The sequence below is a fragment of the Acetobacter malorum genome (assembly GCF_001580615.1).
Lineage (GTDB): Bacteria > Pseudomonadota > Alphaproteobacteria > Acetobacterales > Acetobacteraceae > Acetobacter > Acetobacter malorum.
This window is the reverse complement of record NZ_LHZC01000049.1, coordinates 114,335-137,064: the sequence shown is the minus strand read 5'-3', so window position 1 is coordinate 137,064 and position 22,730 is coordinate 114,335. Positions and strand designations below refer to the sequence as shown.

At 53.1% G+C, this 22,730-nt stretch carries 15 protein-coding genes; 8 read left to right on the top strand and 7 right to left on the bottom strand.

Annotated features, from left to right (window positions below; genetic code table 11):
* The 5 genes from AD930_RS08585 to AD930_RS08565 form a co-directional block, all read left to right on the top strand.
* Window positions 1-264, top strand: a 264-nt coding sequence (locus AD930_RS08585; protein WP_156476943.1) for a DUF3459 domain-containing protein, incomplete at its 5' end; no start/stop codon positions are given.
* The gene (gene treY, locus AD930_RS08580; protein WP_061505900.1) at window positions 261-2,837 is read left to right on the top strand and encodes a malto-oligosyltrehalose synthase; all 2,577 of its coding nucleotides are present in this window, start codon (window positions 261-263) and stop codon (window positions 2,835-2,837) included. The genes AD930_RS08585 and treY, both read left to right, overlap by 4 nt.
* A 104-nt stretch (window positions 2,838-2,941) precedes the next feature.
* A complete protein-coding gene (locus AD930_RS08575) occupies window positions 2,942-4,075 on the top strand; it encodes an acyl-CoA dehydrogenase family protein (RefSeq protein ID WP_061505899.1) in 1,134 nt (377 codons plus the stop codon).
* The gene (locus tag AD930_RS08570; RefSeq protein ID WP_082781779.1) at window positions 4,072-4,803 is read left to right on the top strand and encodes a PIG-L deacetylase family protein; all 732 of its coding nucleotides are present in this window, start codon (window positions 4,072-4,074) and stop codon (window positions 4,801-4,803) included. The genes AD930_RS08575 and AD930_RS08570 overlap by 4 nt, the downstream gene beginning before the upstream one ends.
* Window positions 4,800-5,432 (top strand): class I SAM-dependent DNA methyltransferase, encoded by a 633-nt coding sequence (locus AD930_RS08565; protein ID WP_061505897.1) that lies wholly within the window; start codon window positions 4,800-4,802, stop codon window positions 5,430-5,432. Before AD930_RS08570 ends, AD930_RS08565 begins: the two co-directional genes overlap by 4 nt.
* On the opposite strand, the gene AD930_RS08560 is transcribed toward AD930_RS08565, so the two are convergent.
* Complete coding sequence (locus AD930_RS08560) at window positions 5,341-6,429, bottom strand: glycosyltransferase (protein ID WP_061505896.1); 1,089 nt, start codon at window positions 6,427-6,429, stop codon at window positions 5,341-5,343. The two genes, AD930_RS08565 and AD930_RS08560, sit on opposite strands and share 92 nt — an antisense overlap.
* 312 nt (window positions 6,430-6,741) lie before the next feature.
* On the opposite strand from AD930_RS08560, the gene AD930_RS08555 reads away from it, so the two are divergent.
* Together AD930_RS08555 and AD930_RS08550 are read left to right on the top strand one after the other, a co-directional pair.
* The gene (locus tag AD930_RS08555) at window positions 6,742-7,602 is read left to right on the top strand and encodes a glucose 1-dehydrogenase (protein WP_061505895.1); all 861 of its coding nucleotides are present in this window, start codon (window positions 6,742-6,744) and stop codon (window positions 7,600-7,602) included.
* Window positions 7,595-8,860, top strand: a complete 1,266-nt coding sequence (locus tag AD930_RS08550) for an AGE family epimerase/isomerase (protein ID WP_061505894.1) — start codon at window positions 7,595-7,597, stop codon at window positions 8,858-8,860. Before AD930_RS08555 ends, AD930_RS08550 begins: the two co-directional genes overlap by 8 nt.
* A 17-nt stretch (window positions 8,861-8,877) precedes the next feature.
* Here the strand turns inward: AD930_RS08550 and AD930_RS08545 are convergent, their stop codons facing one another.
* The 4 genes from AD930_RS08545 to bdcA all read right to left on the bottom strand — a co-directional run bounded on the left by AD930_RS08545 (window position 8,878) and on the right by bdcA (window position 11,692).
* Window positions 8,878-9,318 (bottom strand): SRPBCC family protein, encoded by a 441-nt coding sequence (locus AD930_RS08545; protein WP_061505893.1) that lies wholly within the window; start codon window positions 9,316-9,318, stop codon window positions 8,878-8,880.
* A gap of 30 nt (window positions 9,319-9,348) precedes the next feature.
* Window positions 9,349-10,110, bottom strand: a complete 762-nt coding sequence (locus AD930_RS08540; protein WP_061505892.1) for an SDR family NAD(P)-dependent oxidoreductase — start codon at window positions 10,108-10,110, stop codon at window positions 9,349-9,351.
* A 193-nt stretch (window positions 10,111-10,303) separates the two neighbouring features.
* Window positions 10,304-10,915, bottom strand: a complete 612-nt coding sequence (locus AD930_RS08535; RefSeq protein ID WP_061505891.1) for a TetR/AcrR family transcriptional regulator — start codon at window positions 10,913-10,915, stop codon at window positions 10,304-10,306.
* 63 nt (window positions 10,916-10,978) lie between these two features.
* On the bottom strand, window positions 10,979-11,692 hold the full coding sequence (bdcA, locus tag AD930_RS08530; protein ID WP_061505890.1) for an SDR family oxidoreductase: 714 nt from the start codon (window positions 11,690-11,692) through the stop codon (window positions 10,979-10,981).
* A 200-nt stretch (window positions 11,693-11,892) separates the two neighbouring features.
* Here bdcA and AD930_RS08525 point away from each other — a divergent pair, with 200 nt between their 5' ends.
* The gene (locus AD930_RS08525) at window positions 11,893-13,104 is read left to right on the top strand and encodes an MFS transporter (protein WP_061505916.1); all 1,212 of its coding nucleotides are present in this window, start codon (window positions 11,893-11,895) and stop codon (window positions 13,102-13,104) included.
* Between the two features lie 14 nt (window positions 13,105-13,118).
* Here the strand turns inward: AD930_RS08525 and AD930_RS08520 are convergent, their stop codons facing one another.
* Both AD930_RS08520 and AD930_RS08515 read right to left on the bottom strand, forming a co-directional pair.
* Window positions 13,119-13,742: an alpha/beta fold hydrolase gene (locus tag AD930_RS08520; RefSeq protein ID WP_061499471.1), complete on the bottom strand. Its 624-nt coding sequence runs from the start codon at window positions 13,740-13,742 to the stop codon at window positions 13,119-13,121.
* A gap of 312 nt (window positions 13,743-14,054) precedes the next feature.
* Window positions 14,055-22,613 (bottom strand): GH36-type glycosyl hydrolase domain-containing protein, encoded by an 8,559-nt coding sequence (locus AD930_RS08515; protein WP_082781778.1) that lies wholly within the window; start codon window positions 22,611-22,613, stop codon window positions 14,055-14,057.
* Window positions 22,614-22,730: the final 117 nt, after the last annotated feature.

The window sequence follows — 22,730 nt, the reverse complement described above, 5'->3', positions numbered from 1 at the left end:
CAGCTTCTGGCTTTACGCAGGGAATGGATTATCCCGTATTTGCATGATGTTCAGAGTGCTGGTGTGCACGTATTAGGCCACGGTGCTCTGTGTGCTCGCTGGCAGCTGGATAACAGGAAAATTCTTACCCTGTTTATAAATCTTTCTGAGAAGCAGTATGAGATTTCAGAAAAATATCATCTGCTCTATGAATCATCTGAAAATAGACCGGCAGGCCTGTTGCCAGCGCTCTCTCTGGTTGCCTGTGTGGAGGATGTGCCATGACGTTATCACTTCGTGCAACATACCGTATTCAGTTCCACAAAGACTATACTTTGTATGATGCGATCTTGTTGGTTCCATACCTGAAAAAACTCGGTATCAGCCATATTTATGCGTCCCCCCTTCTAGCGTCAGCATCAGGCTCCCTGCATGGGTATGATACGATAAGCTGGGATTTTATTGACCCGGAAAGGGGCGGAGAAGAGGGACTGCTGGCGCTGGTCGAAACGCTGCGTGCGCACGATATGGGCCTTATTCTCGATATTGTGCCTAATCACATGACGACAAACCCTCAGAACGCATGGTGGCAGGATGTTTTGCAGCACGGCAGAGGCAGCCAGTATGCCTATTACTTTGATATCGACTGGAGTGTTTCGGCTGAGCAGGAGACGCATAAAATCATTCTGCCTTTCCTCGAAAAACCGTTGGGAGACATTTTAGAAGATCAAAAAATCCGCGTCTCTTATCAGGAAGACACACGTTCTTTTGCCATTGCATATGAAGATAAAATTTTTCCTCTCGCACCAGAAAGTCTCTCATACGATCAAAAAGAATTTTTTACAGGCCGCTTCAGCCCCGAGACTGTAGAAGGAAAATCCAATCTTCTGGCCCTTTTACAAAAGCAGCATTATCAGCTTGTCTGGTGGCAGAATGCGGGGGATCTGCTCAACTGGCGCCGGTTTTTTGATGTTACAGCGCTTATCGCTTTGCGAATGGAACGTCCTGAGGTTTTTGCCCGCACGCATGCCTATGTGTTTGAGCTTTATCGGCGTGGCCTGATTGACGGCCTGCGGATTGATCATGTGGATGGATTGCTGCTGCCTGCACAGTATTGTCAGGACTTGGTGCAGGCACTGAACGCTCTGACGCCTGAGAGGCCAGAAAACCTACGGAACACGCCCTTCATTTTTGTGGAGAAAATCCTCTCATCCGGAGAGCATCTGCCGAAAAACTGGCCCGTAAGCGGGACCACCGGGTATGATTTCCTCGAACAGGCGTCTTTGCTCCTGCATCATCCCGCAGGCGAAGAAAAGCTGAATGCCGTATGGGCTCGGTTAGGCCCGCATCCTTATGACAAAGTCATGAGGGCCGCACGCGATGAAAAACTGAATTCGTCATTTTATAAAATGTTTCAGGATCTGGCACAGTCCCTGACGGAATGTTTTCCGTCGGAGCAGGATATTACCCCGCACGCTGTTGCATGTGTCTTACGGGAGGTTCTGTTAGCTTTCCCAGTGTACCGGACTTATTTTTCAGAGACGAACCTGAATGAACAGAGCCGTGCGTATTTAAGCGCAGCCTGTGAGCACGCGAAGAAAACACTGCCGGCACACCTCATTCCTCTCCTGATGGCCTTGAAAAATCTCTTAACCCAGGCTTCGGAGCCCGGTTCGGGCGGTAAAAGCTTTCAGGATATGTTTGTGCATCTGACAGCCCCGCTTGTTGCGAAGTCTGGTGAAGATACGGCTTTCTACCGCTATGATCGCCTGCTATCACGGAATGAGGTTGGAACAGATCCGGCTATTTTCTCTAAAGGCATAGAGGTGTTTCATCAGACAAATCTGAGCCGTCTTGCGTCACATCCGCAGGCTATGCTGTGTACAGCAACACACGATCATAAAAGGGGGGAGGATGGCAGAGCCCGCCTTACGGTCCTCAGTGAGCCTGAGGCGAACTGGGCGGAGGTTGTCGCTCTCTGGTTTGAAAAAAATAAAGCCTTACACACGCAGGGCAGCGCAGATTCTCCTGTGAGTAAGGCGGATGAGTTCTTTTTCTATCAGACACTTATTTCGGCATGGCCAGTGGATACAGGCGAGTTTTCTGGCCTTCCCAAAAGGTTAGAGATGTATCTGACCAAAGCTCTGCGCGAGAGAGGTTTAAAAACAAGCTGGGCAGATCCTGATACGCGTTATGAAGAAAGCTGCCAGCAATTTGTAGGGCAGTTTTTAAAAATCTCGTTTTTTAAAGATCTCACGGCCTTTGTTGACCGTATTTCTCCGGCGGCCGCGCTGAATAGCCTCACGCAGGTTATATTACGGTTTACAGTGCCGGGGGTGCCAGATTTGTATCAGGGCCGGGAAGGGTGGGACTTTAGTCTTGTGGATCCGGATAACAGGCGACCTGTTGATTACTCCCGTCTGGGGAAAGATCTTGAGAGTGACAACAGTCTGGCGGCATTGGCGTCCAGTTGGCGGGATGGACGGATTAAACAGCACCTTATTTGTAAACTTCTCAAACTCAGAGAAAATTATCCGCAGCTCTTCGTAAAGCCCCGCTATGAAGTAGTTTCAGTTCAAGGCGAACTTGCTGATCATGTTGTGGCATTTCAATGTGTTTCGGCAGATATGAAGATGCTGGTTATTGCAACGCGCTTCGGGCTGTCTCTTTCCATGGATGACGCGTTGCGAAGTCATACGAAGGGTTGGGGTGCAACTCACCTCTCTCTGCCGGAAGGGGAGGAGAGTGGGGAGTGGGAAAGCATTCTATGGGGAAATACGTTTAAAAGTTCATCTGCTTTTGGTCTGGATCATTTTTATGGGTCTGTTCCATTCGATGTTCTCATTGCGTCGCGTTAGGGTGGTTTTCAACATAAAGTGACCTGCATTCTTCTTCATGACCGCATCCGTCCTCTCTCCCCATACGTTGCATGGTGGACGTTAGTGGGGATGGATGCTGAAGGATGTTAATTTCAGATGAGAAAACTACTGTAAAAAATCTTTCTGATTTTCGAACGGACCTAAAAAACCTCTTCGATACATGGAAGGCCGCCCCCTGTATCCCGGCAGAAAATGTTTTCCCTTTAGAATTTCTAAACGCCTTACGTGGGATTGGCGCATTAGACGCGCTGTTATCGCGTGACGCAGGCGGTCTGGACCTGTGTAGAACACCAGAAGGGGGGCTTGTTCTTATGGCTCTTCTGCGGCGCACGGGTTATGTGAATCTGTCTTTAGGGCGTTGTCTGGAAGGGCACGTCAATGTTGTGCGCCTTGTAGAACTTTACGGAACGCCTGAGCAACGGCGTGCATTTGCCCAGACTCTCAAAAGCGGGATATTGGCGGGGATATGGGTTACGGATGGCACTCCACCTGTCATCATCAGGCAAGAAAATGGGCATTACAGGCTAACCGGCGTTAAAGGATTTGCCAGCGGCGTTAAGCAGGTCAGTCTGGCTCTGATAACAGCGACCAACCCACAAGGGCATTCCATTATGCTACTGGCGCCAACAACCGAAGCCGACCGCAGGCGGCCCGGTCCGGGAACATTAACGGGGATGCAGGCCAGTGGGACAGGAGGCTATGATTTTACAGATGTTATCATCCCGCCAGATCATCTTCTCGGGTCAACAGGAGATTATTTACGGCAGCCCGAATTTTCAGCAGGCGCCTGGCGCGGGTCTGCCGTCGCCTTAGGCGCAATGGATCGGTTGGTTGACCTTTTCAGGCAAGAGTTGTTAGAGAGAGGGCGGGCGGCCAATCCGCATCAACTCTACCGGATTGGCGAGGCCCTTATTTTGCAGAAAACGGCTGCCATGTGGGTCGAACAAGCCGCTAAAGCTGCTTATGCACCCCGGATGAAGCCTGACGATGTGGTTGCGACGGTTAATCTTGCACGCCTTGCCGTTGAAAGGGCGGCTCTGGAGTTGATTACGATTGTTCAGAGAAGTCTGGGGTTATCTGCTTTTGTAAAAGGCAAAGCGGTGGAGCAGGTCATGCGGGATTTGATGACCTATCTGCGCCAGCCTGCACCGGATGAGGCGCTGACAGACGCCGCAGCGTGGTTTCTCGACCATGACTGGCCAGAGGACGGCCTATGAGAGTGCAGGAAATACTTGAAAGCTTTAGTAAATTTCCGGTTGCCTCTTTTGAGAAAATTGCGCCGGGGTCCTCTCTTATACTGTCACCACATCCAGATGATGAAAGTCTCGGCTGTGCAGGCTTTATAGCAACTGCCATCAAACAGGGTTGTCCTCCCGTGGTGGTGATCGTCTCTGATGGCTCTGCATCCCATCCCGGTTCTCATCTCTGGCCCCCTGAACGACTTGCTTCGTGCCGGCAGGAAGAAAGCCGGAATGCGGCCAATGCGCTTGGTCTTCCTTCTGATCATCTTTTCTTTTCAGGCCTTCAGGATTCAGCGGTTCCAACAGCAGGAGTGATTTTCGAGCAGACTGTCCGCCATATACTGGAGCTGGCCGCGCAGTATCATTGCCAAAATATTCTTGTTCCATGGCGTCACGACCCTCATTGTGACCATGAAGCAGTCTGGATTATGGGGCAAAGAATTAAAGCTTTGCGGCCAGATCTCAGAATATTGGCTTATCCGGTATGGGGGCTGACGCTTCCTCCTGAAAAGGAAATTGAGGAGCAGATGCCTGCTGGATGGCGGCTGAATGTTGAAGCGTCTCTGCCTAAGAAACGACGCGCCATCGAGGCCCATCTCAGCCAGAGGGGGCTTGTTGTAAAAGATGACCCGAACGGTTTTGTGTTACCCGAACACTTGCTGGAAAAAATGCTTCAACCCTATGAAATTTTCATAGCCTCATGACTAAAGAAACCTGGAAACCAGATGTTTTCGAAACACTCTTTCAAAAGAGTGATGATCCGTGGGGTTTTGAAACCAGCCTTTACGAGCAGAAGAAACTTGCAAAAGTTCTGGAGTGTATCCCAACCCGTCCTGTGTCTTTCGCTCTGGAGTTAGGGTGTGCAATTGGGGTCAGTACGTTGGCTCTTGCACAATACTGCAAACGTATTGTGAGCGTGGATGCGTCAGAAACAGCTCTTGAAAAGGCAAAGAAGCGATGTGAAGGGCTGGGGCATGTTACGTTCACCAAGGCATTTCTGCCGCAGGACTACCCGGTTTTGGCAGCGTCAGGGTGCGATCTCGTTGTGATTTCTGAAGTTCTTTATTTTCTGAGTGTCGGCGATATTCAGCGTCTTGCTGGCATGGTGACCCAGAGCCTGACGCCAACAGGGAGTATCCTGATTGTAAACTGGACTGGCCCGACAGACACGCCATGCACGGGTAATGAGGCCTCTGAGTGTTTTATTGAGGCCTGTCGGGCACTGCATTGGGAACCAGATCTTAGCGTGCGGGGATGCAGCTATCGCATTGATCGACTGTCTGGCGTTCTAAATTCGCAGAACAGCGGGCGCGCGTCTGGCGAAGAAATCTGAGCACCCGTTGCGCACGTTTGACATGATTTTCAAGGTCATCTCGCCGGATACGTGTGGGAGGGCATTCCGTCACAGCAGGCTGAGACTGGTTTTTAAACCGGTATGCCAGCTCTTTTCGGATACGGAGTAATCGGCGGGAGACTGTCTCAAAAACCTCGTCGATATAGTCGTCCTGCGCGCGTATCCTGCGCGCCAGAGTTTCAGCCATGCCGCCTTGGGCACGGCCTGAAAGGCGCGCCGAAACGTAAACGACAACGTCTGGGGCATGACGCACGGGAATGCCATTCTGTTTTAATATTTTATAGAATTGACGGTCTTCCCCCGTTGGAACATTTGGTATTCCATCAACTTGTGCCCAAGCTTGGCGTGTGACAGCGATACTGGCCCCCGAATGCTCGATATGCCGGGGCCATGGGTCATGGGGTTCGGGGCATAGTTCTACGGTGATCTGCTCCAGCAGTGCGCCATAGGCCTGCTCTGCCTGTTCATCCTGATGCAGATGCAGGGGAATTTTTTCGGCTTCTGACGGCAGGAGAAGGGCTCGGCCAAAGACGGCTTCTACTGAGTAACAAACAAAAGCTTCAAGCGTGCGATATATCCAGTCTTTTGAGACTTCTGCGTCTGCATCAGTCGTAAAGAGCAGAGCATCAGGGGTCGCGTGTCTGGCAGCATGCGCGAGTGCTTCTCTGCGGGCTATTCCTGCACTTGCTAAATGGGGATGATAGACAACCTGAACAATCTCCAATGCAAAGGGAAGTTTATCCTGTAGGGAGTGGGCCAGATCGTAGGTTTTGTCAGTGGTGTTGTTGAGCCACAGGACAACCTTATCAGGAAGAACGTAGGATTGCGTTGCCAGAGCGATAAGGCAGGGAATAATATGCTCTTCTTCATTACAGGCCGGAATGGCAATAATTCTTTGTTTTTTCCAAAAAGGACTCTGCCGGAGTATTTCTGAAGGCGTGCCAGTGGTCCCGTTATCAGGGTCGTGAAAAGACATAATGACAGGCCTCATCGTAAGACGATATGTTTTCTTCCTCAGACGTATCAGTCCTGAGAAAAGTTCATTCTTAATTTTCTGAATGAGCATTAAGATTATTTTATAATAATGCTGAAGAGCCGTATTGGTTTACTGCGAAAGTTTGTAACACATATAAATAATTTCAATATAAAAGGTATAGTAAATTTTTCTTGTTTTATAAAAAAGAAAAAGTCCGACTTTTGTATATTGTGATGATTTTTTATGAAACTTTCATACCGACCTCTCGCTAACACTAAATGTCTTTACGTAAGTTACAGTAGGAGCAGGTTCATGACAGTTACCATCCCCGCCCAAAGCCAGTCCCATCAGCCCGGCGTTGAAAAACTCATGAAGCCTTTGGCTGTCCATATCCGGCCTGACTATAAAGGAAGCGGTAAGCTAGAAGGTAAAAAGGCCCTTATCACGGGGGGTGACAGCGGTATTGGTCGCGCGGCAGCCCTTCATTTTGCGCGAGAGGGGGCGGATGTTGCCATCCTCTATCTTGATGAACATGAAGATGCGCAGGAAACAGTGCAGCAGATTGAAGCAGAAGGGCGCAAAGCCCTTGCGATTGCTGGCGATATTGCGAGCAGTTCTTTCTGTAATGATGCTGTTGAGGAAACGGTGAAGATACTGGGTGGTCTTGATATCATCGTGAACAATGCTGGCGTACAATACATCAGTGAAGATCTGACAGATATTACCGATGACGTCTGGCAGCATCATATGAATGTGAATATCAACGGCTATTTTTACATCACCCGGGCCGCTCTGCCTCATTTGAAAAAGGGCGCTGCGATTATCTCCACGTCCTCCATTAATGCTTTTGCTGGCAATAAATCTCTGGTTGCTTATACAACGACAAAAGCCGCCGAGATGGGCTTTACACGTGCCCTTGCGCTCCAGTTGGCGGACAAAGGTATCCGTGTGAATGCTGTGGCACCGGGGCCGGTCTGGACGCCTCTCCAGCCTGCCAGCTGGGGGCCGATTGATCCAGAGGCTGTGGCTGATCTGGGGTCCGATACGCCCATGGGTCGCTGTGGTCAGCCTTCAGAGCTGGGGCCAGCTTATGTTTATCTTGCGTCTGAGGACTCAAGTTTCGTGACTGGTCAGACCTTGCATGTCAATGGCGGAAGAATCGTCAATGGTTGAAATGCTGCCATCCCTGATGGTGCCGGCATCAAGCTGGTTGCGCTCTACCCCCCATCGCTACTGGCTGGAACATCAGGGGCTAAGGCTGCTTGATTTTTCCAAAGCCTCTCGGCTGAGCGTGGGGTTTGGCCCTTTGGATAATAAGGGCTCACTTGTTCCTAATGCACAGCCAGACACTACGTTGACAGCGCGAATGACGCATTCTTACGCGATTGGGGGGCTGCGTGGTGTGCCGGGGTGTCTGGCTGTGGCCGAACATGGCGTGCAGTCTCTTCTCGGGCCGCTGCGTGATGCAGAGCACGGAGGGTGGTTTGGAGGCCTGACAAACGGCAGCCCGACAGCGGAGCAAACCCGCAAGCAGAATTATCTGCACGCCTTTGTATGCCTCGTGGGCTCGACAGCTGTCGTGGCGCAAATCTCCGGTGCTGAGCAGCTTTTGGACTTGGCGACGTCCGTGTGGGAAAAGCATTTCTGGAGTGAGGATGAAGGCGTTTTTCGCGAGAGTTTTTCTGCATCCTGGTCTGATGAAGAAGATTATCGCGGCGCAAACTCAAACATGCACTCAGTGGAGGCCTGCATGGCCCTTGCTGATGTAACCGGGAATGCTGTCTGGCGGCGTCGCGCCTTGCGTATCGTTAAGCGCTTTATTCATGATCTGGCGCGTGAAGCGAACTACGTGGTGCGAGAGCACTATGACCGCCAGTGGCATTATTTGCCAGAATACCATCAGGATAAGCCCGCTGATGATTTGCGTCCCTATGGGTTAACGCCGGGGCATTTTGTGGAATGGGCCCATTTGCTCCTTAAGCTTGAAGCTGCTTTCCTGCGTGAAGAAGGGAATGCTCCGGTATGGCTGCTAACGGACAGTATTGCACTTTTTGAAAAAGGTATGTCGGTAGGCTGGAGCACGAACGGGAAGGGGGGCCTTCTTTACACCGTTGATAATGATCTGGTCCCCGTAATCGAAAACCGACCCCATTGGGTGCAGGCTGAGGCACTTACCGCAGCAGCAGCCCTTTTAAAACGCACAGGCCATGCCCGATATGAGACATGGTATCGGACAATCTGGGATTATATTGATCTTTGCATGATTGATCGGAAACAGGGCGGCTGGATTCAGGAAGTTGATGCCGATAACCAACCCTCTGAAGTTGTTTATCCCGGCAAGGCGGACCTCTATCACGCTTGGCAGTCTACCCTGACACCTCTTTTGCCATTGTCTCCCAGCTTTGCGACAGCAGCGCGTGATCTGTTTTGAGAAAAAACTCTGGCAGGTTATTTGCCCGATAACCTGCTTGCCAGACGATCAAATGCAGGCTGGTAAATCTGGACAGGCATACGCGTCTGCATTGCGGAGGCATGGTCGGGGTCAGCTTCAAACTGTCCTTTCCAGCGGATAAAGGTGCGGTCACCATCTGTTACAGGCAACAGCATGATTGTTGAGCGGTAGTTCCAGATCGGGAGTGCTGATTCAATGATCGAAAATGTCACCGCATAATCGGTGTCGGACAGGGCGAGAAGCTGTTCGCGGATAAGTCCCACATCACTCATCTCAACGGATCGGATGGCACCCACGCGGTCGCCCGGATCGTTCCCTTCGATCTTGCAGCTTTTTACTCCCGGCAACCATGTCCCGATCGTCCCGAAATCTCTGATAAGGGGCCAGACGGCGGCGATGGGGGTATTGAGAATACTGCTGGCCATAACGTCTATCATCGTATTTTTCCTAATCAGCACTGGATTGTCTTAAAGTGACTGGCCACCAGTAACTTCAATCCGTTGACCATTCACCCAGCCCATGTTGTCGGACAGAAGGGCGGTAACGGCTGCGCCAATGTCATCCGGTTGCCCGACACGCCCCAAGGGGGTGATCTCTGCCAGACTGGTGTTAACCGCAGCATTGTCACGTACCAGCCCACCGCCAAAGTCAGACGCAATGGCGCCGGGGGCTACGGCATTAACGGTAATGCGGCGTTTCCCCAGCTCTTTTGCCATGTAAAGTGAGATCACTTCGGTTGCGCCTTTCATGGCTGAATAAGGGCCATGATCCGGCAGGTAGAAACGTGTGGCCGCCGAGGTGATATTGAGAATATGGCCGCCATCACAAAGTAGCGGCAGAAGCGCTACGGTCAGCAGATACGGGCCTTTGAAGTGAATGTTATACTGGTTGTCGAGTTGTTTCGGTGTCGCCGCATCAAAACGGGTGTGAATGATATTCCCGGCGTTTTGCACAATGTATTTCAAGGTAGACTGAGCGAACTCTTCACCAAGAAGCTTTCTGACCTGTGCGCTAAAGGTCGCAAAAGTGGTATGGTCTGAAATATCCAGTTTCAGCATGCGCAGCTTTGCATTTTCGGTGCTGAGTGTGGCTTCAGCAGTTTTCGCTTCGGCTTCATTGGTAAGGTAGGTGCCAAGCACATCAACGCCAGCTGCAATGAGATGTTTTGCGATACTATAACCGATCCCACGATTGGCACCTGTAACAAGGGCTACATATTTCTGGTTCATGACCGGTTTCCTTTGAGGAAATTTATAAGGCGGCAGACTGCCGGACTGAGTCGATCAGACTTAAAGACCATTCGATACATAAATAGGGGAAAGCGGTTCGTCAACGAATTACGGACCGAACAATACAGATATTATATCAACAGGCTGTGCGCCAACGGGGCAGTCAGGAGATTTTACTGGCTGTAGAAAGGCTTTAGGCGGTCAATGCAAGGCTGTCCCAGACCTGCATGAGTGTCGTAATGGCGTCGTCTAGTTTCTTTGCCCTGTTGCCATCTCTGGCCTCGCAGGCCATGCCGTGCAGGAAGGTGGCAAACAGGGTGGGCAGGGTTTTGGTGACAGGCGTATCAGTGAGTTCACCCTCTGCTACGGCCCGGGCCACGCAGGCCTGAAAACCCTTTCGACTGCGCTCTCTCTGCGCAGCCAGGAGAGTTTGCACCGGCTCGTTTTCAGGCGAGCAGTTGCAAGCCCCCAGCACAATCAGGCAGCCGGTGGGATGGGAGCGGGTGGTCTGCATGCGAGCGGAGCGGCGGAGTGTCTGTTCGATGGCGTCACGCGGCGCAAGCGTTTCATCCCACAGGGGCGCCATCACTTGCCCATAGGTTTCCAGATAACGCTGCACGACTTCCCGGAACAGAGCTTCCTTCGACCCGAACGCAGCATAAAAACTTGCCGGCGAAATATTGCCCATGCAGGTTTTAAGCTGGTTGAGCGAGGTTGGTTCATAACCCTGCGTCCAGAACAGCGTGAGCGCGGCATCCAGCGCTTTGTCCCGGTCAAACTCGCGGGGCCGTCCTGTGCGGGCCATGTCCTGTCTCCGTCCTTGTGAAGAATTTTCTATACTAAGCGGTCCGGAAGTGGATTGCCAGCCTTACGCGCTGAAGCCACCGTCAATGGTCTGCATCGCCCCGGTAATGCCGCGTGCTGTGTGCCCGGCCAGAAAGGAGACATAGGCTGCAACATCCTCTGCAGTACCATGTTCCTTGATCGCCATAACGCTGTGCATGAGATCGGCTTCCGGACCATTGGCCGGATTCATATCTGTATCCGTTGGCCCCGGCTGAATGACGTTGACGGTGATGTGCCTCTCTCCAAAGTCTCGTGCCAGGCCGCGCACCATGCTTTGCAGGGCAGATTTTGTCATGCTGTAGGCCGCCAGCCCCTTGAAGGGAACACGATTGGCGTTTGTGGAGCCAATCAGGATGATCCGACCACCGTTCGGCATGGAACGGGCGGCTTCCACCGCGCAGTGATAGGCTGCACGGATGTTGATATCGATCATGCGATCAACGTCATCAGGATCAAGTGTGAGCGGATCTCCGGCGATGCAGATGCCTGCGTTGAAGACGAAAATGTCGATAGGACCGGCATCGCGTGTGGCGGCAAGAATGGCTGTGCGATCAGTTGCATCTGCCTGAATGGCTTCCGCCCCGGTCTGACGGGCAAGCTCTTCCGCTATTGTGCGCGAACCGGCCCATGTGAAGCGTACAGATGCGCCTTCAGTTGCCAGACGTCTGACGATAGCGGCACCAATCCCCCGACTTCCGCCAATGACGAAGGCTTTCTTGCCTGAAAAGTTTTCCATCTCGCATTTTCCTCTATTCCGTATCGGTCAATACAGAATAAGAGAAAGATAGTTTGCAAGTGAAATCTGTATTGAAGGGTATGGAATTTTCTGGATCTGTCCTCGGACAATCACTTCCCGCTTGAGCGATGCAGAAAATCATTGCCTGCGTATTGCCATCCCTATATCTGTATCATCCGTTCCATTTATATGAGTTGCAGATGACCGAAAGTCTTTCCCTATCTTCAGACGACCGCCTGCCGGTTGCTGGTCTTCTGGCGCTCGCAATGACCGGGTTCCTGTGCATCATGACGGAGACGCTACCGGCCGGCCTCCTGCCGGAAATAAGCGCAGGCCTGCATGTGTCTGCCGCTTATGCCGGGCAGATGGTGACGGCTTATGCCGTGGGGTCCCTGAGTGCTGCTATCCCGCTCACGCTTGCCACACAAAGATGGCGACGGCGCGCCGTGTTGCTTCTCGCGATCCTCGGTTTTCTGATGTTTAATTCCATAACGGCGCTCTCATCAAATTATTGGCTGACACTTGTGGCCCGTTACTGTGCAGGTGCTGCAGCCGGTCTGGCCTGGGCATTGCTGGCGGGGTATGCGCGACGGATGGTAACTCGGCCCCAGCAGGGGCGGGCGCTGGCCATTGCCATGGTGGGCACACCCATTGCGCTATCTCTGGGGGTGCCGGCTGGTACATGGCTGGGGGCTGCGCTGGGGTGGCGGCTGGCATTTGGGGTGATGTCGGCCTTTACACTTCTGCTGGTTGGCTGGGTGCTGGCAACGGTGCCGGATTTTCCGGGGACGCCCCATACGGAACGTCTTCCCTTTCGGCATGTGCTGATGACGCCCGGGGTCAGATCGGTGCTGGGCGTCGTGATGATGTGGATGTTCGCGCACAATATTCTCTACACCTATATCGTGCCTTTTCTTGTGCCATCAGGGCTGGCAGGGGAGGCGGATCTTGTGTTGCTGGTGTTCGGTATGGCAGCCCTTGGCGGCATCGGCCTGATAGGACGACTGGTGGATCACGTGCTGCGTGCCGCGGTTTTGGTCAGTCTGGCAGTTTTTGCACTGGTCTGCGTTGCTTTTGCCGTTGGAGCGAATTCTCCTGCGGTCATCTGGGCAGGTGTTACCATATGGGGGCTGACGTTCGGCGGTGCAGCAACATTGCTGCAGACGGCTCTGGCGGATGCGGCAGGCGAGGGCACAGATGTGGCACTCTCTATGAATGTCGTAGCCTGGAACAGCGCCATTGCCGGGGGCGGTCTGCTAGGCGGCGCTCTGCTTGATTTGTGGGGGGCATCCTCTTTCCCGTGGGCGATGCTCAGTCTTTTGCTCTGCGGCTTTGGGATTGCGTGGCAAGCATGCTCGCATGGGTTTCCAGCAGGTCACCGCCTCGCGCCCCGACACGCGGAAAGTCCGTAATTCTTTTGAGAGGCTTATCTCAATTTTGTCTCCATCCACGCACTGATTTTAGCAATGACGTCCTCTTCAATGCCAAAATAACCATGAGGGCTAAGAGAACCGCACGTCTTTTTCGATTGAGTGAGGCCTCCCGTCGCTCTTAATACCTGCACGTCAGAACTGCCTGTTAGGGAAGCTGCAATACGGTCTGCGTTCTGCGGTGGGGCCACGTTGCAGCGGTCATTCTGGTTGGCAACGATGAGAACCGGTGCATGGATGTCCTGAAGGGGAGCGTTAAAAACAGTTTCCTTGCTGCCACCCATGACGGAGACAGATTCACTCAGCACAACGCCAGCAAGGGTGTCTGGTGGGGCATGAGCCGCGCCGTTAGCCGCAGCGATTGCGCCCTGGCTCGTGCCGAGAAGAAAAACTGGAGAGGTACCTTCCTTATGAGCAAAAATCAGAAGATCCTCAATAACACGCGCATAGGATGCGGAATTGCGGTGTCCCCTGAGATTTGCATGATTAAGTGTATCTGGAATGAGGACTGCGTAGTGGCGCTGGCTCCAGAGACCCCGCGTTCGCACAACAAAATTATTTCCGTGCCGGATGCTGCCGTCCAGCCCCAGACCAATGTTGCCAGCGCCACCGGGAAGCATGATCAGGATCGCTCGTGGTCGTGCAGGTGCGCAAAAAAGAGCTCTGACAGAACCGCCATCCCGGAGGGGGACGTTAACAACCCTTTCATTCATGCCGGAATTTGTAGAACTAACGGGTCTTCCCGGTTCAGGACGGCTCTGGGCATGTGCCGGTATGGGTGAAAGCGCTGAAAAGCAGAGTGCTGCAAGCGCATGATAGAAATATTTGGACATAAAATTTATCGGCATGGGTTCTCGTTAACGCGTGAGAAATACTGTGACATTAAGAAAAATCCTTCTCTCTTAATGTCACAGGTATGTCGCGGCTTTCAACTAAAGAGAATAAATGACTGTATGGCTCTCTCCATCATCCTGGAGCTGAAATCTGTCTGTTTTCCCCACGAGGATATTATCTACGGTTAGGGTGGGGGACGTGCTGTAGCTGATACGGTTAAGGTTCCTGATGATGCAGTGATACTGACTGCTGCGCCACTGCAGGGTAACTTCAAATTCAGACCAGTCCTGAGGAATGCAAGGGTTTATCAAAAGCATGTCCCCCTGAATGCGAATGCCGAGAAGGGATTCAATGCCTGTGCGCTGCATCCACCCGGCAGAGCCGGTATACCAGGACCAGCCGCCTCGCCCTGTATGGGGCGCGACGGAATAAATATCCGCAGCAATCACGTAAGGCTCCAGTTTGTACCGGTTTGCCTCCTCTTTTGTCCGGGCGTGCTCGATGGGGTTAAGCATGTTGAACAAAGCATGGGCCTGATTGCCATCTCCCTGTGCGGCAATGGCCATCACAGTCCAGAGGGCAGCATGGGTATATTGCCCCCCATTTTCCCGCACACCGGGTGGATAACCCCGGATATAACCGGGGTCAGGCAGGGCTTTATCAAAAGGTGGCGTGAGAACAAGGATCAGCCCGTCCTGCGGCCGAACAAGATGCTCAACGGCTGAGTGCATGGCGAGATGTGTGCGTTCCGGGGAGGCCGCGTTAGACAGAACAGCCCAGGACTGGGAAATGGCATCAATCTGGCATTCCGTGTTTTTGTGAGAACCAAGGGGCGTGCCGTCATCAAAATAGGCGCGGAGATACCAGTCTCCATCCCATGCGCGTTCCAGAGCGTTGGCAAGCTTTTCCGTATGGCTGTGCCATTGCGTGGCCCGAACAGTGTCATGGCGCTCAAGGGCCAGAGGAATGAAGATCTTCAGGGTGGTGTAGAGGAACCAGCCAAGCCAGACGCTTTCTCCTCGCCCCTGTTCTCCCACCCTGTTCATGCCGTCATTCCAGTCTCCTGTTCCCATAAGCGGCAGGCCATGGGCTCCTACAGGCAGACTATGGTCCAGTGCCCGTGCACAATGCTCAAAAAGACTGGCTTTTTCAGAAGAGAGTGCAGGCACCGTAAAATGGTCGTGTTCTGTAATTGGCAGAGGGGGAGCCTCAAGGAAGCCTATGGTTTCATCCAGAACAGCCTTGTCCCCCGTTGTCGTGACATAGTGGGCAACAGTGTAGGCCAGCCAGGTGCAATCATCTGAAATGTGGGTGCGGACCCCGGAGCCGGTTTGAGGAAGCCACCAATGCTGCACATCACCTTCCGGAAACTGGCGAGAGGCCGCCCGTAAAATGTGCTCCCGAACACGCTCAGGGGAAGATGTGGCCAGCGCCATGCCATCCTGCAACTGATCCCGGAAGCCAAAGGCGCCACTGGCCTGATAAAAGCCTGCTCTGGCCAGAACGCGGCTGGAGAGGGTCTGATACAAAAGCCAGCCATTCAGCATGATATCCATGCTTCTATCCGGGGTTTTGACCTGAACAGCATGGCAGACTGTGTTCCATTTTTCAGTAACGGCCTGGAGAACGTCATCAAGGTCTGCTGTACGATACTGGAGAATGAGCCGCCTTGCCTCGGCTTCGTCCGCCGCTTCACCCAACAGAAAGACAATTTCCACCCGGCCATTGGCAGGCAGCGTAATAAGAGTCTGGAGGATGCCACACGGGTCCAGCCCTGCTCCTGTTGCACTGTGCAGGCCATCAGAATGGGTAAAGGCTCCGGGGTTATCCAGTGACCCGTTCCGCCCGACAAAGCTCTTGCGATCTCCGGAAATGGTGGTGACGTAGCTGCCCAGATCGGCAAAAGCGACACGGGAGCCATAGGTCCCATCCCACTGGTTTCTGGCAAAGAGGGCGCCAGTTTTGAGGTCTTTTTCCGTAGTGATGAAAGGCGCAGTTTTCGTGCGGGAGGTTCCCAGAACCCACTCCACATAGCTTGTGAGGGACAGGGTGCGGGACCCTCCCGAAAGATTATGTAGTTGAATACGTGAGAGTTTTACCGGGTCTGCTGGCGGAACATATTGCAACAGGCTGCTGGCAATGCCGTGGGCGATCCGTTCGTAGCGCGTATAGCCCCGTCCATGATGCGTGACGTAGGTTGCCGCGGCATCTCTGCGGGCGGCGGCAGTAAGGCTCCACAGGGTATGGGTTTGTTCATCGCGCAGGTAGAAAATTTCCCCCGGCGGATTGCTGACCGGATCATTGGACCAAGGCGTGATCTGATGTTCCCGGCTGTTGAGAGCCCATGTGTGCCCGCTGCCTTCGGCGGAGGCCAGAAAGCCGAATGTCTCGTTGGCTATAACGTTGATCCACGGAGCCGGGGTGGAGGTGCCGGGAGACAGCACCACAATATAGGTTTCCCCATTGTTTGCAAACCCACCATAGCCATTGAAGAATTCCAGTTCTGGCACGGGCGGCGTGTCAAAAGCAGCAGGATCAGAAGTGGGCATAGGCTGAAAGGCAGGGGGCGTCTGCGCAGGCTGGGATTCTGCCACATCAAGCTGCTCTTCTAGGCTGTCTTTAGCCCCCAGAACAACGCGCGCGACGGACAGGAGAAGCGCCAGAGTGCCGGGTGGGAGCAGATCAGTCCGTAAAATACGAACGGACCCGCCGCCGGTTGCGGCTTTAGGGATGGAACGCACCAGATTTTCCAAAGAGATCTGGAGGTCCTGCAGGTATGAAGAGGGATGGTCGTTCAGGATAATCAGATCAATCGGGAGCTGTTTGAGGCGGAAATATTCATGAGCCAGCAGAACCTGCCGCACGATGTCTGTCCCTGAATTTTCCTTGATTGTCAGCACTACGAGAGGCAGGTCGCCTGAAATACCGAGTTCCCACAAACCTGTCTGGGGACCAGCGCCGAGCCTGATGGCCTGGGACGAGGTGCGCAGAGACGAGCCTGCAAACAGGATATGGCTTGCCAGACGCTGGAACAGGTCAGCTTCCGTCGGGTGGATGTCAAGGTGACGCAACTGGATTTGCGCCTGCGTCCAAGCCAGTGTGCGCACGCGGTCAAGAGCAGCAGCGTCCTTGTGTGTATCAATCAGGTCCAGCAATTTTTCCCGCGATGATGCCGCCATGGTCCAGAAAGAAATGCGTGTTGTGGTGCCCGGTTTGAGCGTGGCTCGGCAACGAAGAGAGAAAGAGGGGTCAAGAACAGTCCCTGTTTGCCCGGATAAAGCTGTTTTTCTCGTAATAGCAGCCGGAGACCGCACTGTATGGTTGCGGCCGATAAAGTCTGCCCGGTCAGTCCCCATGCTGATGGGAAGGTGAGAAACAGCGAGGTGGGCCACCCAGATTTCTGCCTCATCCGGGGTTCTCCTCCTGCGTGTGGCAATAAGAGCCTTGGCTTCCGGAAGATACTCGGTCTGAACGAACAGTTTGGTAAAGGCGGGATGAGCAAGGTCTGAATCCTGGCTCAGAAGGGCGAGTTCAGCATAGGAGGTGATATCAATGTCCTGCGTCTCATGACCCGCATTGGAGAGCGTGAGGTGTCGGACTTCAGCGTCATCTTCAGCAGAAACCATGATGTCCATGGTAGTGGTGAGAGGACCATCCCGACGTGAAATTTCTGCACGGTCTTCATGAAAACCAACTAGATAATCATCAGGTATGGTCCCGCAGGGCTGGATGCCAGCAGACCAGACAAACCCTGTTTTGACGTTTTTCAGGTAGAAATAAGAACCGTGCTGGTCGAGCGTAGGGTCTTCCCGCCACCGGGTCAGCATATGTCCATACCAGCTGCTGTAGCCAGAACCAGCGGATGTGAGCATGACAGTATAACGACCGTTTGAAAGCAGATGGGTTACCGGCTCCTGCGTGTAGGCCGTGTTATAGTAGCGGCCTGCGCGTATCGTCGCATCGGGAGCCGGGGCGGGAATAGCCTGTTCAGCAGGGAGGGGGCGGGCTACAGCGCTTTTGTCTGGCGCGCGTTCCTGTAGGAGCAGTTCTGCAGAGGCCATGGTGGGGTCATTATGGAAACGGGTTCTCATGAGCCCGTTCAGGACGGTATCGGCAACCGCGAGAATGGACATGCCCTGATGGTGCGCCATGTAAGCGCGGACAATAGCCACAGTCTGGTTCTCGGGAATACGTTCGGGCGTATAATCCAGAGCTTCAAAAAAGCCGTATTGCCCCTGCGCGCCGGTTTTTTCTAGAAGGGAAAGATTGGCAACAGCTTTTTGTGGATCAATCATCGCGGCCAGTAAGGTGGCATAGGGGGCCACGACCAGATCCTGCGCGAGGCCCCGTTTAAGGCCTAGTCCCGGAACGCCAAAATTTGAATACTGATAGGTATAATCAAGATCCCGGACGTTATAAGCAGCTTCGGAAATACCCCATGGAATATTTCTGCTCTGGCCGTAGGCTATCTGCCGCTGCACAATTCTGGCGTTTGTCTCCTGTAGCAGGCTTCCCACAGGTGCGCGCATGACCAGAGATGGCATGAGATATTCGAACATGGAGCCAGACCAGGAAACAAGCGCTGCCCCATTGCCGGAAGGTGTTATGGCCCTGCCAAGGCGGAACCAGTCTCGTGCGGGAATGTCGCCTTTGGCGATGGCAAAATACACAGCCAGCCGTGCTTCCGACGCCAGAAGGTCGTAACAGTTGGCATCGGGTGTGTCTTCAGACACCAGAAAGCCGATGGAGAGCAGTTTGCGCGATGTATCACGTAGAAAACTGAAGTCCATCTCGTTTGCAAGCTGCTGGGCCTGCTCTTCCAGCGTTTGAATACGGTCAAGGAGACCGGATTTTCGAGACTGGTCGAAATCGCGCAGATGACTTTCCAAGGTGCGGAGGGGTGCTGAGGCCCAGAAGGCCGGGTCTCTGGACGAGGCTATGGATGCCTCTTCCGGGAATGGGAACACGTGCGTTGCATGCTCCGCAATGATTTTGGCGGGCTGGAGGAAATGCGTCAGCGTAAGGCTGGTTTTGTCTTCTGGCGCGGACAGAACAGCGTTTTTCAGTTTTCCAAGAGACCTGAGGAGGACGCGCTGCTGTTTGGTCAGCTGAAGGCGTATTCCGTCTTGAAAGGTGATTTCCATAATGGCGATTGTGATGGCGTCGGAAAGGCCTGCCCGCCAGTCATGGGGTTCGGTTTCCTGCGTGAGCCATTCACGGCAGGTGCTGGCAACGGTTATGAGATGCCCGGCAAAATTGCCGCTATCCACCGTAGAAACATAAAGAGGGTTCAGAGGCTCAAGGGTTTCTGTACTATACCAGTTGTATAAATGGCCCCGGTATTTCTCCATTTTCCGGACTGTTTTCAGGGTGGATTCCAGCCGTTCTACAGTGTCCTGAAGGCCGGACCACCCAAAGTCGCGCGCGTTGATGGAGCAAAGCAGATAGAGGCCAATATTGGTCGGTGAGGTGCGTCGGGCCAGAACGGGGCTGGGGTCTTCCTGAAAGTTGTCTGGCGGCAGCATATTATCAGCCGGAGTGACGAAGGTTTCAAAAAAACGCCATGTCCTGCGCGCGGTGAGGCGGAGTGTTCTGATATCAGTTCTGGAAGGGCGGGACTGAGACGGGATGATGGGAGAGCGGCTGGTCCACAAAGCGAGAGCGGGGGACAGAGCCCAGAGGCAGGCAAGAGGCGCGCATAAAAGGAGGGTCTCCGGGTCTGTCCACGTGACGTAGAGTGTCAGCACGCCAGCAAAAATGGGGGCTGCCACCATTTTCTGATAATATTGTGCCATGCCCGACTGGAGCAGGTGTGCCGTGTGGGCAGCCGGAACCCACTGCAATAGCAGGCGCCGCGTTATGAACACACGTACGAGCGTCCGACCGATGGCATCCATCATCAGAAAAGCCTGATGGGCCAGAAATGTGAGATTGAGAGCTGTCATGATGGCAGCAGTCGTGAGGTGTGCGGTAATGACGCTGAAATAGTTCCGAAAAGTGATCCATTCGCGCCGTGGAAAAAGATCAGGCAGGACAGGCAGGAATGCAGGAAGAGCGACGATCAGAATGATAAAGAGTGTCCAGACAGCGGCATTTTCAGGCGTAAGAAGCCAGGCGGACAGCAAGGTGAAGAGGGTGAATGGAGCGCAGAGTGTCCGGCGCAGGTTATCCACCATTTTCCAGCGGGCTATGCCGGACAGACGGTCATGCGGTAGCGGCGTTTTTGCTGTGCCGGAAATAATCCATGGCAGGAGTTGCCAGTCACCACGCGTCCAGCGATGCAGCCGTTGAGCGGAGACCATGTAATCGGTCGGAAATTCCTCAACCACTTCAATATCAGAGGCCAGCGCTGCACGTGCAAAAATGCCTTCAAACAGATCATGGCTCAGAAGGGTGCCTTCCGGCACACGGCCGGCAAGAGCGGATTCAAAAGCATCAACGTCATAAATGCCTTTTCCGGCGTAAGAGCCTTCTCCAAACATGTCCTGATAAAGATCTGATATAGCAGCGGAATAGACATCAATCCCACTGGATGTAGAATAGATTTTTTGAAAGACCGTACTGTGATGCCCCACAGGGAGAGACGGCGTTACCCGGGGTTGGAGAATGGCATACCCTTTCTCAACTCTACGCGTTTCAGGATTGAATTGTGGGGTATTAAGAGGGTGAGCAAGCTTGCCAACCAGACGCCGGACTGTTTCCAGAGGAAGACGGGTATCCGCATCCAGTGTGACAACATAGCGGACGTTTTGCGGGAGAAGGCGGTTCTGATCGTCAAGAAACGTAGTGTCTGTGGCGCCGCGTAGCAGGCGGTTCAGTTCATGGAGCTTTCCGCGCTTGCGCTCCCACCCCATCCATACGCCCTCACACTCACTCCAGATCCGCCGACGGTGCAAAAGCAGAAATCGGTCTCCATTAGGAGAGGGACCAAAGCGCTGATTGAGTAGAGCGATACCGGTCACGGCCTGATGCAACAGTACGCCATCATCCGCGCTGGTCTCGGTGTCACAATCTTTCCAGTCTGTCAGGAGGGCAAAATGGACGCCTCTGTCATGCGTCGCCAGATAGTGGACTTCAAGCCGTGTCAAAAGCTCTTTGACAGTTTTTGCATCGGTTAGAAGCGCGGGAATGACCACAAGAGTGCGCATATGGTCCGGAATGCCCTGCAGAAGCTCAAGGCCCGGCAGCATGGTGACTTTTACTGCGCGAAGAGCGAGCCTGTTTATACAGGCGACTGCGGCCTCAGACGTAGGGATCCCCGCGCAGAGAACGACAAGCACCAGCCAAAAGGTGTGCGTGTATTCTTTTTCTGAAATCCAGATGGGAATACTCAGGAAAAAAAGTGAGAGGGCAAAAATGGCCAGACTATATCCTGTAATTCCCTGATGGCAGAAATCGCGTATAAACTTTCTGGAAAGGGGAGGGGAAAACCCTATTTCTGCTTCAAGCTCAAGGCGTCCCTCTAAGAGAAGGTAATAGCCAGGGTCGCTTTTGCGCGGGTCGGATGCGTGCGTTTCCTCTGCCTGTTGTGCAAAGGTAATGGCACGGTGGGCAATATCGAGCTCAGAGACTTTGCTGCCAAGTGCCAGATCTTCAATGGCTTTGCGATACAGGTCCCGGCTTGTAAAATCGGCTTGAGTAAAGCTGGGATAATTTGTGAAGGCTTTATCAATCAGACAAACCTGCTCAAAAATTTCTGTCCAGTCCAGTCCCGTAATCAGCCGCAGGCTTGTGATAATATTGCGAACGGTAGCGTTAAACGCTCCTTGATTCTGAAAATCATCCTGAATGGTTTTTTCAATACTACTCTTCTTGTCCGCCAGACGTTGTTCAAGCCACACCAGAGCAGGATCTTTCTCCAGATCCAACCCTCTGGAGCGATGAACCAGACGGGCAACAAAGGCCGGGGTCAGGCTTTCTGGCTCAACGAGCGCCAGAACCTTCTGGATAGAGAGTTCTTCGTCTTTACGGGTTTTTTCAAGTCTGTCAGCAAAAAGATCAGCCGCTCGGCGACTGTTGTTATTGTTGATGATGGCATGAGCGGTCCGGCGCAGATTTTCAATCAGCACAATCCGCAAGGTCATGGGGACAGCCCAGAGTTCTCCGATTGTGAGAGGCGTAACGCTTTGATAGGCCAGCAGATAGCGGCAGAGAATATCCTGATGCAAGTGGCTGTCAGTGTGCGCGACAAGAGCCCATATCACGCCAAAAATTCGGGGTAACCCTTCAAACGGTCCGTTTGCCAGCTTGGGAAGGCGCGCATAATAACCGGGTGACAGGTCAAGGCTCGTTTCCCTGATCTGCATATCAATCAGCGCATAATTGTCGGCAAGCCATTGGGCGGCAGGTGTTAACTGTTTCCCGGCCTGGAGCGCTTCTGTAATAGCGACATCTGTTTTACGGAGAAAAACGCCATTTTCTGCCAGACGATGTTTTAAAGGATAACTGCTTGTCTTGCTTTTCTGAGTAATTGTCTGAGCAACGGCCAGACTACGGGCATGTGCCTCAAGGCGCTCAATGCCGAAAATTTCGCTTTTTACCGGAGCTCCATCGTTCTGCCAGTAAAAGGATGTATCGGGCTTGAAGAGACGCCGCCACAAAGATGAGCGGGCTGATTGGCCCGTTGCATGGCGAGGAAAATCCGTAGAGCCGTCCATGCTGTTGCTCCGTCTTAGCGCTGTGAAGAGGAAAAGATTTCTGCGTAATTGGGCTTCTGGTTTTAGAAGATTTTCTTGTAAACCCCTTTGCTGTTTGCGGCCGCCTAGGACGCAGTC

What these genes read in the sequence shown, in the direction of transcription:
- treY (WP_061505900.1), top strand. Translation starts at nt 261, where the DNA reads ATGACGTTATCACTTCGTGCAACATACCGTATTCAGTTCCACAAAGAC.
- AD930_RS08575 (WP_061505899.1), top strand. Translation starts at nt 2,942, where the DNA reads ATGTTAATTTCAGATGAGAAAACTACTGTAAAAAATCTTTCTGATTTT.
- AD930_RS08570 (WP_082781779.1), top strand. Translation starts at nt 4,072, where the DNA reads ATGAGAGTGCAGGAAATACTTGAAAGCTTTAGTAAATTTCCGGTTGCC.
- AD930_RS08565 (WP_061505897.1), top strand. Translation starts at nt 4,800, where the DNA reads ATGACTAAAGAAACCTGGAAACCAGATGTTTTCGAAACACTCTTTCAA.
- AD930_RS08560 (WP_061505896.1), bottom strand. Translation starts at nt 6,429, where the DNA reads ATGTCTTTTCACGACCCTGATAACGGGACCACTGGCACGCCTTCAGAA.
- AD930_RS08555 (WP_061505895.1), top strand. Translation starts at nt 6,742, where the DNA reads ATGACAGTTACCATCCCCGCCCAAAGCCAGTCCCATCAGCCCGGCGTT.
- AD930_RS08550 (WP_061505894.1), top strand. Translation starts at nt 7,595, where the DNA reads ATGGTTGAAATGCTGCCATCCCTGATGGTGCCGGCATCAAGCTGGTTG.
- AD930_RS08545 (WP_061505893.1), bottom strand. Translation starts at nt 9,318, where the DNA reads ATGATAGACGTTATGGCCAGCAGTATTCTCAATACCCCCATCGCCGCC.
- AD930_RS08540 (WP_061505892.1), bottom strand. Translation starts at nt 10,110, where the DNA reads ATGAACCAGAAATATGTAGCCCTTGTTACAGGTGCCAATCGTGGGATC.
- AD930_RS08535 (WP_061505891.1), bottom strand. Translation starts at nt 10,915, where the DNA reads ATGGCCCGCACAGGACGGCCCCGCGAGTTTGACCGGGACAAAGCGCTG.
- bdcA (WP_061505890.1), bottom strand. Translation starts at nt 11,692, where the DNA reads ATGGAAAACTTTTCAGGCAAGAAAGCCTTCGTCATTGGCGGAAGTCGG.
- AD930_RS08525 (WP_061505916.1), top strand. Translation starts at nt 11,893, where the DNA reads ATGACCGAAAGTCTTTCCCTATCTTCAGACGACCGCCTGCCGGTTGCT.
- AD930_RS08520 (WP_061499471.1), bottom strand. Translation starts at nt 13,742, where the DNA reads ATGCTTCCCGGTGGCGCTGGCAACATTGGTCTGGGGCTGGACGGCAGC.
- AD930_RS08515 (WP_082781778.1), bottom strand. Translation starts at nt 22,613, where the DNA reads ATGGACGGCTCTACGGATTTTCCTCGCCATGCAACGGGCCAATCAGCC.